This is a genomic window from Shewanella eurypsychrophilus (assembly GCF_007004545.3).
In the GTDB taxonomy this organism is placed as follows: Bacteria; Pseudomonadota; Gammaproteobacteria; order Enterobacterales; family Shewanellaceae; genus Shewanella; species Shewanella eurypsychrophilus.
The window spans coordinates 3364381-3378449 of record NZ_CP045503.2; the positions used below are offsets into that span (position 1 = coordinate 3364381).

The window sequence follows — 14069 nt, forward strand, 5'->3', positions numbered from 1 at the left end:
ATGTGGCAATAGATAAAGCATATGCACACAGTAATAAACTCAATTTACTAATTTGCTAAAAGTAGAGGATTTATGAAAAAGTTAATGACCGTTTTATCCGTTTTACTCACGACTTCGTTTGCTCAAGCAACGACGTTTCATACACCAGACCAAGCGTTTTTAGAGGCTGTTGGTAAAGTTGGTATCACTCAAGCTAATTGGGATCATGGCAAGAACGCTAAACTAGTAATGCAAAACGCATATCGCTTTACTCATTATGTTGAACTTGAACAGGGTTCGTTTATTCACGATTTAGGTGAAGCTAAAGGTTTTAATCTTTCAAACGTTCAGGGTTATGACTTAGATGGTGCTTTACCTATGGATGAATTACTTCGTGATCGTCTTAATACTGAAGCATTGGTTATTCTCAAAAACGGTAAATTAATCGATGAGTATTACTGGTCCGGAATGGACAAAGACTCAACGCACTTACAAATGTCTGTTACAAAGTCGTTCACCTCTATTACTCTTCAGACATTGGTAGCTGAAGGTAAAGTAAACATGAATTCGCTAATCACTGACTATTTACCTGAACTTAAAGCAAGTCCTTCATTCGCTAAAGCAACAGTCCAAGAAGTTGCTGATATGAGAAGTGGTATCAAAATCATATTTAGTCCAGGTCGTAACTGGGATGAAAGAATGTCTAACGTCCAAGAATGGAATGGCAAAAACCTGTATCCAGAGCTTAGGTCTATCATAGATTACGCTAAGCTAGTCGATGTTCGTACTGATTATGCTAAAGGTGAAATGTACGACTATCAAGATATAAACACTGAAATGCTTGGAATGATCATAGCACGTGTAACTGACAAGCCATTAACTGAAGCCATGGAAAACCGTTTATGGAAGAAAGTTGGTTTTGGCAACAAGGCTAAGTTTATGTCTAACTCAACGGGTGAAGCTGTTGGTAGTGGTGGGTTGAATGTTACACCACGAGATATTGCAATCATGATGGACGTACTAGTAAACGATGGTAAAAACCGTAATGGCGATCAAATCGTGCCTAAATCGTTCGTTGATAGCTTACTAGCTGGCAATGACAAGGTTCGCACAGCTTGGACTAATGGCTCTGAATCTAAAATGGCGACTAATGGCTGGTACAAAGACCAAATAAGAACTTTCGATATCAGAGGTCATAAGTTCTTGGCTTTTGTAGGGATCCACGGTCAAGTGACTATCGGTGAACCATCGACGGGGATCGTTTTCCACCTCAACGCAGCTCAAGACGAAATGCAAGCTAAACGAACTGTTGCGCTAACATTCCTCGGTGTTGTACCTACGTTATTAGAAGCTATCAACTAAATAACTTAAGAGAAAAATATGAAAAATTCAATTATTGCTCTGACAGTTTTAGTTTCAATCGCCGCTAATGCAAATGAAATAGATCCAAGCGATTTAACTCAGGTAAATAGTTTCGCTAGTGGTATGTATAACAGTGATAAAGAAATAACGGTTATGGGAGGTGTTGCTGGCGCTTACTCTGAAGGTAATAGCTTTATTGGTCTTATTGAACACAAAACGGCGACGACAACAGGCGATGACGGTAAGAAAGCTCAAGATACTAGATTACGATACTTTCAAGTATTCGACGTAAGTGAAGGATCTATACCGCAAGTTGGCTTTTCTGTTGATTATATGAAATCTTGGAAAATGAGTAAAACTGAGGATGCCTCAATTGGAACTGATTTGATTGCTCTTGGTGGTATTGCAAAAATCCATATAACTGATGCTATCTCAATCTACCCAAATCTTGCTTATGTGTTGGGTAAAGCAGATGCTGGCGAAGCTAATGTACAGTTTGATATTAAGGGCTACCAGACAAACATCTATGGATCTTGGGCTATCACAGAGAATGGTTACGTTATCGTACAACCTCAGTATATGAATCTCGATGTTGAATCCACTGGTGGGAAATCTGGTAATGCAAAAGTTAATGTTTTCAAAATCAAAACTGGGCTGGGTTACTCGATATCTGATAATGGGAAATATTGGATTGAATTTAGCCATACTTATACTCGTACAGATGCTGATGCTTTACATATCGAAAACAATTTCAATATGGTAAATAAAGACAATAAATTCGAAATATCCTTCTCTTACTATTTCTAAGTAGATCACGGCTCTAATATGAGTTAGAGCCTTTAGGCTTATGTTTAACATCAATTGCCTGAGTATATAGAGAATAGATACTACATTGCTAAAACCCTTTGCGTGACAGTTTACTTCAGCTAAACGGTTCTCACCGCCTAAACAGCTTATATACTCTATTTAACCTGACTTAAGAATAATAACTAACTGTATTAAGTAAAAATCATTGTAATCACAGTGGATTTGGCTTTATATGGTTTATCTGACGTTAGCTAAAATTCCTTTGTATACCGAGATTGATAAATGAAAAATATTATCTGTGATATCGATGGTGTTCTACTGCACAACAATGAGCTTATTCCTGGTAGTGATAAATTTATTCACCGCGTATTAGAGCAAGGTAACCCCTTAGTCATCTTGACTAACTATCCAGTCCAAACCGGCAAAGATCTGCAAAACAGACTCGGCGCGGCGGGGATAAATGTGCCCGAAGAGTGCTTTTATACCTCTGCCATGGCTACCGCTGATTTTTTAAAACATCAAACAGGCAGTAAGGCCTACGTGATCGGTGAAGGCGCGCTGACCCACGAACTCTATAAAGCTGGCTTTACCATCACTGATATCAACCCTGACTTTGTTATCGTTGGTGAAACCCGCGCTTACAACTGGGATATGATCCATAAAGCGGCTCGCTTCGTCGTCGAAGGTGCTCGCTTTATCGCTACTAATCCAGATACCCATGGCCCGGCACATAGTCCAGCTTGTGGTGCCTTATGTGCGCCAATCGAGCGAATTAGCGGCCGTATGCCTTTTTACGTGGGTAAACCAAGCTCGTGGATCATTCGTTCGGCGCTGAATCATATCGATGGCCATTCAGATAATACGGTGATCATCGGCGATAACATGAAAACCGACATATTGGCAGGTTTTCAAGCGGGTCTGGAAACAATCTTGGTTACCAGCGGTGTCAGTCAACTGAGTGATGTCGATTTGGAACCCTTCCGTCCTAATCATGTGTTCGCTTGCGCCGGTGATATCGATATCGTTTAAGCTGCTATTTCTGCTTAGACAATTAATATTACGAAACAACTTTCTCAGATTAAAATCACAGGCCCACTTGTCAAAGTAGGCCTGCTTCATTCATGATGTACTCCATAAATGTGACTCGTCTATAAAAATAACTATAATAGGACATCCAATGCGATTACTGCCTCCGGTATGTGCGCTAGCACTGCTTAGTGCCTGTAGCCAGCACCCAACAGAAAACCCTTCTCCACTCGCTTCAGAAGTTAGCACTGCAGCTAACAGTCAGGTAAACAGCCCAGTTCAATTCGATGAAGATCGCTTTAGGAAAGATATCAAAACCTTATCATCAGATGAGTTTGAAGGCCGCGCACCAACGACCAAAGGTGAAACCCTTACTCTGAACTATCTGACTAAAGCCTTTAAAGAGATGGGACTCGTTGGCGCTAATAAGGGCGATTACCTGCAAGCTGTGCCTATGGTGACCTATATCGCCTCCGAGCAGCAAACAATCACCTTAGCTGACTTACCCCTCGAGCACAGGAAAGATCTTGTCCTCGGCAGCCGCCACGATAACGGCGGAGTCGATATCAGCAAGGCCCCTCTTGTGTTTGTCGGTTATGGGGTAAATGCGCCAGAATATGACTGGAACGATTATCAAGATCTGGATATGAAGGGGAAAATTGCGGTTATCTTAGTTAATGACCCAGGTTTTGCTCTGCCAAACTCAGGTAAGTTTGATGGTAAAGCCATGACTTACTACGGACGCTGGGACTATAAGTTCAGCGAGGCAAGTAAACAGGGGGCCCTAGGTGCCATCATTATCCACGAAACCGCCGCCGCATCGTATCCTTGGTCCGTGGTAGAAAACAGCTGGACAGGCCCTCAACAAGATTTAGTTGTCGACAAAGTTGAGCAGGATAAGCATGTGCAAGTTGAAGGCTGGATAACGATGGATGCGGCAACCTCTGTCTTTGAAAAGTCAGGGCTCAATTTGGTTAACCTTATCGACCGTGCAGCGAGTAGCCCGATCAATATACCGCTTAATCAAACTGCCAGTATCAAGTTTGAGAGCACCGCCAGCTATGCCAACAGCTATAATGTCGTCGCCACCCTTGCGGGGAAAAGTCGTCCAGATGAACAAGTGTTATTTACCGCCCACTGGGATCATATTGGCATCGATGAGAGTAAAGATGGCGATCAAATTTATAATGGAGCGCTCGACAACGCCTCAGGCACGGCGGGCATTCTCGAAATAGCCCGTCAGTTTGCTAAGCAAGCTAAAGATGGTCAGCCCCTCGACCGCTCTGTGACGTTTATCGCGACCACAGGTGAAGAGCAAGGTTTGTTAGGTTCTCGTTATTACGCCGCAAACCCTATTTATCCCATAGATAAGTCTGTCGCCGTGTTTAACCTCGACAGCACAAACATCTATGGCCGCACCTTGGATTACACCATTGTCGGCAAAGGTAAGTCTCAGTTAGAGGACTACTTGATCGATGCATTAAAATCACAAAATCGCGTTGCTAAAGCTGAAAGCCGTCCTGAATCAGGTGGTTTTTTCCGCTCAGATCACTTCAGTTTTGCCAAGCTTGGCGTGCCTGCAGTGTTCGCCGGTGGTGGCAGTGAGCCTATCGATGAGGCCACAGCGCAATACAAGACCATGATGAAAGCTGAGATGAAAGGTTGTTATCACAATACCTGTGATGAATACCGAGAAGATTGGGATCTTAGCGGCGCCTTACAAGACTTGGCCATCTATTACAGTGCAGCTGAAACCTTAGCAAACAGCCAGGATTGGCCGGGCTACTTTGAAGGTACTGAGTTTCATTCACTCAGAGCAGCAAGTGAGGCTAACTTGACTGAATAACACAGGTTAGCCTGAAATTAGCCTGCTAATTGATGTAGGCTTAACCACTCTTTTTCATGACTTTTATTCATGGCTTTTATTCATGATGTGTTGAATATGGCTCCCGCTGTTAGGGAGCCCTATTATTACATACTGCTATAGCAGTTTCACTCAAGCTCTAACGAGGGAAAAAGCAACGATTGACGGTAATAGTGCTTTTAATGACATTAAGCCATTTCCACTGATAAAAAATCAATTCCCACCACCTACCACATAGCGAAAACGAATTATCATCAACAAAATTCAACATTTGTTAGATAAAACTCATTTCAAGTACCGTTTAAACATGTAGATCTGCCAGAAAATCGCACTTTCACTCACTTTTTATCAATTTAGAGTTTGGCAAAAGCATTAAATACTGGCACAGTAATACCCATTGAGGTTTACGACGATTTGCAGGAGCTAGATTATGTGTTCAATTTTTGCCATTTTAGATATTAAGTCAGACGCAACACAACTGCGACAGGTCGCGCTCGAAATGTCTAAGTTGATGCGCCACCGTGGACCAGACTGGTCCGGGATCTACAGCTGTGACAAAGCCATATTAGCTCACGAGCGCCTCGCCATCGTCGATATTGATAACGGTGCGCAGCCTCTTTTAAGCAGTGATGGAAACATTATTCTTGCGGTCAACGGCGAGATCTATAACCATAAAGAGCTTAAGGCAGAACTTGGCGATAAGTACGCTTACCAGACCAACTCTGACTGTGAGGTCATCTTATCTCTGTATCAAGAATACGGCGTCGACTTTCTCGATAAACTAAACGGCATATTCGCCTTCGTGCTCTACGACAAGACTAAAGACTTGTATTTGGTTGGCCGTGATCATATGGGTATCATTCCCCTCTACACAGGTTTAGATGCCGAAGGTAACTTCTACATCGCCTCAGAGATGAAAGCCTTGATGCCGGTATGTAAAACAGTAGAAGTGTTTAAGCCCGGCCAATACCTGTGTAACAAAGCAACTGACACAGAAGACGGTTATGTAACCTATTATCAGCGTGATTGGCGTGAATTTACTGCAGTTCAAGATAACCCAGCCAGTATCGATGAGATCCGTGAAGCATTAGAAGCCGCAGTGAAACGTCAGCTTATGTCTGATGTACCTTATGGTGTGCTGTTATCAGGTGGTCTGGATTCATCGGTTATCTCGGCAATCACTCAAACTTATGCTAAACGTCGTATCGAAGATGATGGTGAGAGCAACGCTTGGTGGCCACAGCTTCACTCTTTCGCCGTTGGCCTCGAAGGCGCGCCTGACTTGATTGCGGCGAAAAAAGTCGCCGATGCCATCGGGACAATCCATCATGAGATCACCTTTACCTTCCAAGACGGTATCGATGCGATTAAAGATGTGATTTATCATCTGGAAACCTATGACGTAACGACTATTCGCGCCGCGACTCCTATGTACCTGATGGCCCGAAAAATCAAAGCCATGGGCATCAAAATGGTGTTATCAGGAGAAGGTGCCGATGAACTGTTCGGTGGTTACTTATATTTCCATAAGGCGCCTAATGCACAAGCTTTCCATGAAGAGCTAGTGCGTAAACTAGACAAGTTATTCCTGTTCGATTGTCTGCGTGCGAACAAGGCAATGGCAGCCTGGGGGCTCGAGGCACGTGTGCCCTTCCTAGATAAAGAGTTCATGGATGTTGCCATGCGCATCAACCCGGAAGCTAAGATGTCTAAGGATGGCCGTATCGAAAAGCATATTCTGCGTCAAGCTTTCGAGCACAAGCTGCCTAAAGAAGTTGCATGGCGTCAGAAGGAACAGTTCAGTGATGGAGTTGGTTACTCATGGATCGACGGTTTAAAGGAGTTGGCTGCCGAGAAAGTCGATGATCTACAATTGGCCAACGCCAAATTTAGGTTTGCTTATAACACGCCAGATACCAAAGAAGGCTACTACTATCGCTGTTTCTTTGAGGAGCAGTTTCCATTAGCCTCAGCAGCTGAAACCGTACCAGGTGGAAAGTCTGTCGCTTGTTCAACACCGGAAGCGTTAGCCTGGGATGAGAGCCTGCGAGGTATCATCGACCCATCGGGACGTGCGGTTCAATCTGTACACGATAGTGCTTATTAATACCGACTGATACAAGAACAGAAAGCAGCCACTGGCTGCTTTTTTTATTATATGAATTTAGCTTAACTTTCGACTAACTGCCTAAACTTTCTTCTTAAGCCAGCTTCTTAAAATAGTGCTGTTGATTGATATCCCTCACCTCAATCGTCAGACTTTGTACTCTTGTCGTCAGAGGCGCTATATGTTCTGCAACGCTATTTAGTAAGCCAGCTTTCTTATTCAGACCAAACGGCAAATTCATTACCATTGAGGTCTTTAAAATGAAAGCGTCTACCGCCAGGAAATGAAAATATCGCTTTAGTGATCTCTGCGCCCGCGCCTTCAATCTTAGCCATGCTTGCCTCTAACTGAGCAGAATACAGGACTAGCAAGGGTGAGCCTTTAGCGAGATCAAAGCCCTGTTCAGAAACAAAAAAACCACCAGCTATGCCGGCATTGGTAAAGCTGGAATATTCAGGACCGTAATCGACAAATTCCCAACCAAACACTTGAGCAAAAAATTGCTTAGTCGTAGCAATATCCGTAACAGGTATTTCGATATAATTAATTGAATGATGAGCTGCCATATGACTTCCTTTTCATCGCATTACACTTCTGACTAAACTAGCATAATTAGTCTCAATAAAAATAGGGGCCTTTTGGCCCCCTATGTTAAAAGCATTTGATATAGCGAGTAAATTAAGCTTGAATCAGCGCTGCAATCAGACCTATGATGCCACCAAACACGCCGCCCCACACAACCAACCAACCTAAGTGTTCACGGATCATCTCTTGAATAATGTCCTTCACTAATTCCGGAGTTAACTCATCCAGTCTTTGGCTCACAATTTCATTGACCTTAGTTTTCATATCGGCCAATACATCTGGTTGTTCAAGCTCAGCCTTGAGCAAGTCATAAAATTCTTCACTTTGAGATATCTCTACCAAAGAAGATTTCATTTTCTCAATAAAGGGTTCTTTCAAAGGAGTTATAGCCTCAGTGCCACCGAACATCGCTAGCATGCCACCAAGAGAGGATTGTTCAACGGTTGTGACTAAGGCATCAAATGCTGGGGACATATCAACCTTCTCAATTACAGGTTGAAGGTTAATCGGAGATTTACTCTTACCTTGGTCCGACAAGAAACGGTCAATATTCTCGTCTGTAAAGAATTGCGACATCATCAGGTGAGAAATGCCCGCTTTGAATTCTTCAAAGCGTGATGGTATAACGCCTGAACCATACAAGCCTGGAACTTTCTCAAAAAGCATGTGCACGGCTAACCAGTTTGTGAGTGCGCCCGATAGCGCAAACAAGCCAATACTGAGGATGATTGCCGATGAAAAATAATAGCCCACCGCGAGCAGAATTGCTGCGATCAAATTGGTAATAACACTCTTGTTCAATCTATGCTCCAACATTTATAACAGGTAACAAAACTCCTCATAATATCATAGACGACTCAGTTTACAGTAGATGTAGCAGTTCAATTATTGGATCAAAATCAACACTAGCCGATAATTAAAACCTGAGCACTATTGGCTCAGGCTTAAAAACACTCACTAAGCCAATATCTCAATGGGCGCGACACCTTTGCTAGCTAACTTGTCCCGGCGTACAACAAGCACTTTGGTTTCATCGGCCAGCCCTTTAGCTTTATTAATTAATTCTTTGGCAAAGCCTCTGCCCCTGTAGGATGGTACGACAAAGAGATCATCAAAATACCAAAGAGGCTTAAGCTGTATAGATGAAAATGAAGGGTAGAGTTGGATAAAACCAACGGGAATATCGACTAAGAAAGCGATGAAAATAACTGAATCATTTTCCTGCAATCGACTCTGAATAAATTCTTTACAAGCATCAGGCTCAGAAGGCATTCCTAGGCTTTTACGAAAATCATCAAAAAGCGGAGTTAACGCGTGTAAATCTTCATCAATGGCGATTCTGATCTGCATTTTCATTCCTTGAAATTATGGCTAAATAAGTAAATTACCGAGTAACGACATCTGGCCATGCCACTAACTTCCCTTTCAGTTACATAACCTTAACACATAAGTTGAAATGTTAAGCAAGATTTCTAAAATATTTAATCCATTTAAAAAAACTGGCTGAACTACACTTTGAACGTATACCAAATGTATTAGTACACTTTACTATTTTCACCTGCTGGCTTTCTAATAATGGAGATTAAGATGAGCTCACCATTTACCACGCCGGGTGCGTTAAGCTGGCATGAATTGACGTCGAATAACTGTCAAGAATCGATGCAGTTCTACGGCGAGATTTTTGGCTGGACGTTTAAAACGATGCAGATGCCACAAGGCCCCTACTATATCATTGAGAACCAAGGCACCCATATCGGTGGTATTGCGCCAAATCCTTGCCCAAAACTCCCTAGTCATTGGACAGGATATATTACGGTATCAGATGTCGATGAGGTGGCCATTAAAGCGAAAACCATGGGAGGAGAGTTACTCTACGGACCTGAAGATATTCCTAGTATAGGTCGTTTTTGTTGGATTAAAGATCCTGAAGGCGCCATTATCGCCGCCATCACTTATCATAATCCTGAAGACTGGTTATAAAGCAATATATCAGTGTTTATCTCGGAACGGTTCTAAGATCTTTATACTCAAATGAAAGTACATGCATCCTTTTCAAAGGAACACCATTTAAAAATGCCGATGCCTGACCTCTAGTCACAAAGTCTGGCTCGCCACAAAGATAGACCCTATGTCGAGACTTCGAATTTAGCTCCTCTTTAATTGGTTTGTGAGCGGTAGCAATATCAAACGGGTCCCCAATGTGTACTCGACTTAACTTCAGCGCCCCCTCTTTTTGCGACGGGGGGATACAAGCATGATAAGTAAAGTTTCTGTTCTCTAGCATGAGTTGCAACAAATTTGCATGCTGATAGAGTTCATTGCTATTTTTAGCGCCGTGGTACAAATTTATTTCGCCTCTATGGCCACTTTTAATAGCATCTTTAGCGATACCATAAATGGGTCCAAGCCCAGTCCCACTTGCAATCAATGTCAAATCATCATCGACATAAGCGCTAGAATAACAACAATGTCCCCAAGGCCCCTGAAGAAGTAGGCTTTCGCCGACACTGGCATGATTAAAAAGCCAATCACTAAATTGTCCGTTATATTTACGCCTAACATGCAGCTCAATCTCATTCGAACAAGGGTCGTTTGCAATAGCGTAACTTCGTGTTAGCCCATCAAACCTGCGCAAATTGATATATTGACCCGCGCAGTGATTAAGTTTCTCTGACGAAGTGATTAACAACTTGACTACTGAGTCTGAAAGGTACTCTTTTGAATGGATTTGAGCCGGAATAAATAGATCTTGAACCAACACCGACTTGAGCTTTAACCCTGGTGTCGGCTCACATTGACAGGCACATACGTAGTGATTTCGTTTTAGACTAAGCGTTAATCCGCGTTGTGATCCGGTTGAGAGTTCACCTTCAACATGTTTAACCAGACAGGTCTTACATGCGCCCTTTTTACACGAGTAATTAACCTGATGTCCTTCACGGATCAAGGTATCTAAAACCGATTCTCCATTAAGAGATTCACAGTTTTGGCCATCATAAAAAAATCTTGTCATCGTTAGTAATGATTTCCGCTCAATTATTTCATCAATGAATGGCCAACTGCCTATATTTTGAACTACATTTACATAACATTTATATAAAGTTAGTTAAAATAATGACAAGCTAAGTTCATCTAAGTTCGCTGAAGGTAAGTATGTCTGTTATATCGAAAAAAATGAGTATCTTGTCAAACAAATACCGCCAGTTACCTAAGTATCAACGATATCTGTGTATTTTGTTAATTATTTATTCAACCTTTACCGCTCTACTTGGGCTGCTGACCCCGTATATCATCACCAAGCAAGTGCCAAAACAGCTCAGCTCTCTATTGAATAGACCTGTAGAACTAAAACAAGTCTCTATTAATCCATTTACATTCGATGTCTCCATCGTGGGATTTAGCATCAGGGAGCCTGACTCAAGTGAGTTTGCAGGCTTTGATGAGTTCTCATTTGAACTAAGATTTTGGCACTCTCTGGTTAATGGTGCGATTAGTCTGTGCGATCTAAAATTACATCAACCTCATTTGTTAGTTCAGCGACTCGACAACGAAACAGAGCCATTTAATTTTTCTGATATCTTGATCCAACTGGCTAGCACAGACAAGAATGCACCTAGCAATAACCCTGAACCCACTAAAATTCCACACTTGATCCTTGATAATCTAAAGATCATCAACGCAGATCTCATCTATCAAGATCAGATCACCAATAGTTACCTGCATTACCCTTCAATAGATCTTGAAGTTGTCGGTTTTGACACCCTCAACATGATTGAGGCAGACCAAAATATTGAAAAAAATCATTTCGCGATTAAATTTATTGGGGAACAAGGAGGTGAAATTTCAACTCAAGGCCATCTGCAAGTAGAGCCTTTAAGTATTGTTGGAGAGCTTTCTTTAACTAAAATCCAACTACCACAATTTTGGTCATTTATCTCAGAGGATTTTCAGGCTCAACTTCAGAATGGTCATATGGGCTTTCACACTGAGTTTAAGCTGCTACCTAGTAAGGACACTCCAAATGACTCACTGCAATTCATCACAGAAAATGGTCAATTTACCCTAGAGGATATTGTTTTTTCCCATGAAGAGTCGCAGATACTTTCCCTACCATTATTAACAATAGATGGCATTTCCTTAGACGTTCAAAACAGACAAATTGAAGCGAATAAACTCTACAGTGAGAATTTCAATCTTGAGGCCACAATAGCCGCTAACGGTGTTGATATTTTGCCACTATTTATGCCCGCTAGCTTCAATCAAGATCCCAGTAATCAAGTCGATAGCAGCCTCGATAACCTCGAGAATGATCCGTTGATCAATAATGATTTAGCAAGAGCTAATGCTAATGCTAATGGGGAAGAAATTGATCCAGTATGGTCAGCGAGCCTCAACGCTATCGAACTCAAAACCTATGATATTAAGCTGACTGAACGCTTAATGACAGATAGCACGCTGTGGCGTATAGCTCCCTTAAACTTAACGACAGCGGCAATTCACTCAAACTTAACCACTCCTATCGAGTATCAATTAGATTTTGATATTAATCAGCTGGGCCGCTTCAATTCAACGGGCTCCGTCGATCTGCAATCACAACAGTTAGACGCCAACATTAAACTGTCTGATTTTGCCTTAGCTCAGTTACAAGACTACATATCTCCTTACCTCAATATCACCCTAAAGCAAGGTAAGTTCAATACAGAGGCTGACATCACAGCCACATTGACTGAAGAGCTTACATTTAGTGGTAACCTTGAGATTGATGATCTCCTCGTTAAAGATAATCTGCATAAAAAAACCTTACTCAAATGGGACACAATGCAGATAAACAATATCGACTTTGATAAAGCCAAAAATACGCTTGGGATTGAAAATATTAACTTTCTTCAACCCTACAGCCGGATAATTATTGCAGAAGACAGAAGTACCAACTTTGAAGAGCTTTTAGTCACAACAGCAATTGATGATAAAGGCACAACGAATGTCGAAAATAAAGATTTTGTACCTGCAAAATATTCTGAAACGATTCAGGTAAAAGAGGTGCAAAAGCCAGTTACAGCACTCGCTATTGAAGTGGGTTCAATAAGTTTCATTGATGGCTCTACCTTCTTTGCCGATAACTCTCTGAAACCTAATTTTGCAGCAAGTATAGAACAGCTAGAAGGCAAGATAAGCCAACTCTCCTCCACGGCAAAAGAGGCGGCAAAGGTCGACATATCAGGTAAAATTGACCGGTATGCCCCAGTTTCATTAAAAGGTGAAATCAACCCTTTGCTCGACAACCCCTATTTAGACCTACAACTTGATTTCAATAGTGTCGAGCTCACCTCTATTAATCCATATTCTGGAACATATGCTGGCTATTATATTGATAAAGGCCAAATATCACTCGAATTAAACTACCTGCTGGATGACAATAAACTCATTGGCAACAACCACCTAGTTGTTAATCAACTCAAGCTTGGTGAACCCAGCGATAGTAGTTTGGCGACGACCATGCCAGTAACGCTTGCCATTGCACTGCTACAGGATAGACACGGGGTTATCGATCTCGGCCTTCAGGTATCTGGCGACCTCGACTCACCTGAATTTAGCTTTGGTAGTATCATCATGACCGCTTTTGGTAATCTCATTACTAAAGCTGTTACCGCACCATTCACTCTACTTGCAGGCATGTTCGGTGAAGATGAGGAGTTAGACAAAATCAGTTTTGAAAGCGGATTAGCCAAATTGTCAGATGCAGAAAAAAGAAAACTAGCAACCTTAGCAAAGGGGATGATCGAAAGACCTGGCTTAACTCTGAGTGTTAAGGGAAGTGTTTCAGCTATCAGCGACAGCAGAGTACTCAAAGAGCTGTTACTGGAACAAGAGATTGCCCTTGTGAGTCAGACAGAACCAGCAGATATGCCCGAAGCGCTCTCTGCCAGTACATTCCCTAATCAAGGTCCACTCTCAATAGCCTTAATGACCACCTATGAAACGCTTTATAACAGTAAAGCCAGCGAACTGAAAAATGAGATTGCATTAAAGTCCGAGGGACAAGCATTGACCGAGGAGCAACTCATTAAGGAGTGGCATATTGCGCTTTATAACTTTAGCTTAAAGAAGGAAGTGCTTGATGATACCGCTTTGGGGACACTCGCCAGTGAACGTGCTCGGGTGATCAAAGCCCACCTCGTTGAGGTAAATAAGATCCCACCAGAAAGAGTATTTTTACTAGACAGCCGCGTGGATATCAATAAAAAAGCTCAGGAGGCAGTACTCACTTTAGGCGCCGGATAAACAAAGATTCAAAATTTGACATACATGAGTTACACTTTGGCCGCTTTTTGACTTAAC

Annotated in this window: 11 protein-coding genes; 7 read left to right on the plus strand and 4 right to left on the minus strand. The window is 42.1% G+C overall.

The features are described from left to right. The first annotated feature begins 72 nt into the window (after positions 1-72). The 5 genes from FM038_RS14270 (at position 73) to asnB (ending at position 7145) form a co-directional block, all read left to right on the plus strand. Complete coding sequence (locus tag FM038_RS14270; protein ID WP_142874047.1) at positions 73-1341, plus strand: serine hydrolase domain-containing protein; 1269 nt, start codon at positions 73-75, stop codon at positions 1339-1341. 18 nt (positions 1342-1359) lie between these two features. Next, a complete protein-coding gene (locus FM038_RS14275; RefSeq protein ID WP_142874048.1) occupies positions 1360-2148 on the plus strand; it encodes an autotransporter outer membrane beta-barrel domain-containing protein in 789 nt (262 codons plus the stop codon). Positions 2149-2430: 282 nt separating this feature from the next. Beyond that, positions 2431-3177, plus strand: a complete 747-nt coding sequence (locus FM038_RS14280; protein WP_142874049.1) for an HAD-IIA family hydrolase — start codon at positions 2431-2433, stop codon at positions 3175-3177. A gap of 148 nt (positions 3178-3325) precedes the next feature. Next, positions 3326-5020: a M28 family metallopeptidase gene (locus FM038_RS14285; protein WP_142874050.1), complete on the plus strand. Its 1695-nt coding sequence runs from the start codon at positions 3326-3328 to the stop codon at positions 5018-5020. Positions 5021-5468: 448 nt separating this feature from the next. Continuing rightward, positions 5469-7145: an asparagine synthase B gene (asnB, locus tag FM038_RS14290; protein WP_142874051.1), complete on the plus strand. Its 1677-nt coding sequence runs from the start codon at positions 5469-5471 to the stop codon at positions 7143-7145. Positions 7146-7360: 215 nt separating this feature from the next. Here the strand turns inward: asnB and FM038_RS14295 are convergent, their stop codons facing one another. The 3 genes from FM038_RS14295 to FM038_RS14305 all read right to left on the minus strand — a co-directional run bounded on the left by FM038_RS14295 (position 7361) and on the right by FM038_RS14305 (position 9080). Continuing rightward, on the minus strand, positions 7361-7711 hold the full coding sequence (locus tag FM038_RS14295; protein ID WP_142874052.1) for a VOC family protein: 351 nt from the start codon (positions 7709-7711) through the stop codon (positions 7361-7363). A gap of 112 nt (positions 7712-7823) precedes the next feature. After that, on the minus strand, positions 7824-8531 hold the full coding sequence (locus FM038_RS14300) for a DUF445 domain-containing protein (RefSeq protein WP_142874053.1): 708 nt from the start codon (positions 8529-8531) through the stop codon (positions 7824-7826). A gap of 156 nt (positions 8532-8687) precedes the next feature. Next, a complete protein-coding gene (locus FM038_RS14305) occupies positions 8688-9080 on the minus strand; it encodes a GNAT family N-acetyltransferase (protein ID WP_142874054.1) in 393 nt (130 codons plus the stop codon). A 237-nt stretch (positions 9081-9317) separates the two neighbouring features. On the opposite strand from FM038_RS14305, the gene FM038_RS14310 reads away from it, so the two are divergent. After that, positions 9318-9710 carry a VOC family protein gene (locus FM038_RS14310; RefSeq protein WP_142874055.1) on the plus strand — a complete coding sequence of 131 codons (393 nt, stop codon included), beginning with the start codon at positions 9318-9320 and terminating at the stop codon, positions 9708-9710. A gap of 16 nt (positions 9711-9726) precedes the next feature. Here the strand turns inward: FM038_RS14310 and FM038_RS14315 are convergent, their stop codons facing one another. Then, complete coding sequence (locus tag FM038_RS14315; protein ID WP_142874056.1) at positions 9727-10743, minus strand: 2Fe-2S iron-sulfur cluster-binding protein; 1017 nt, start codon at positions 10741-10743, stop codon at positions 9727-9729. 140 nt (positions 10744-10883) lie between these two features. Between FM038_RS14315 and FM038_RS14320 the strand changes: the two genes are divergently transcribed. Further along, a complete protein-coding gene (locus FM038_RS14320) occupies positions 10884-14012 on the plus strand; it encodes a DUF748 domain-containing protein (RefSeq protein WP_199242696.1) in 3129 nt (1042 codons plus the stop codon). Positions 14013-14069 lie beyond the last annotated feature (57 nt).

Coding starts and splice junctions, on each gene's coding strand:
- FM038_RS14270 (WP_142874047.1), top strand. CDS start 73: ATGAAAAAGTTAATGACCGTTTTATCCGTTTTACTCACGACTTCGTTT.
- FM038_RS14275 (WP_142874048.1), top strand. CDS start 1,360: ATGAAAAATTCAATTATTGCTCTGACAGTTTTAGTTTCAATCGCCGCT.
- FM038_RS14280 (WP_142874049.1), top strand. CDS start 2,431: ATGAAAAATATTATCTGTGATATCGATGGTGTTCTACTGCACAACAAT.
- FM038_RS14285 (WP_142874050.1), top strand. CDS start 3,326: ATGCGATTACTGCCTCCGGTATGTGCGCTAGCACTGCTTAGTGCCTGT.
- asnB (WP_142874051.1), top strand. CDS start 5,469: ATGTGTTCAATTTTTGCCATTTTAGATATTAAGTCAGACGCAACACAA.
- FM038_RS14295 (WP_142874052.1), bottom strand. CDS start 7,711: ATGGCAGCTCATCATTCAATTAATTATATCGAAATACCTGTTACGGAT.
- FM038_RS14305 (WP_142874054.1), bottom strand. CDS start 9,080: ATGCAGATCAGAATCGCCATTGATGAAGATTTACACGCGTTAACTCCG.
- FM038_RS14310 (WP_142874055.1), top strand. CDS start 9,318: ATGAGCTCACCATTTACCACGCCGGGTGCGTTAAGCTGGCATGAATTG.
- FM038_RS14315 (WP_142874056.1), bottom strand. CDS start 10,743: ATGACAAGATTTTTTTATGATGGCCAAAACTGTGAATCTCTTAATGGA.
- FM038_RS14320 (WP_199242696.1), top strand. CDS start 10,884: ATGTCTGTTATATCGAAAAAAATGAGTATCTTGTCAAACAAATACCGC.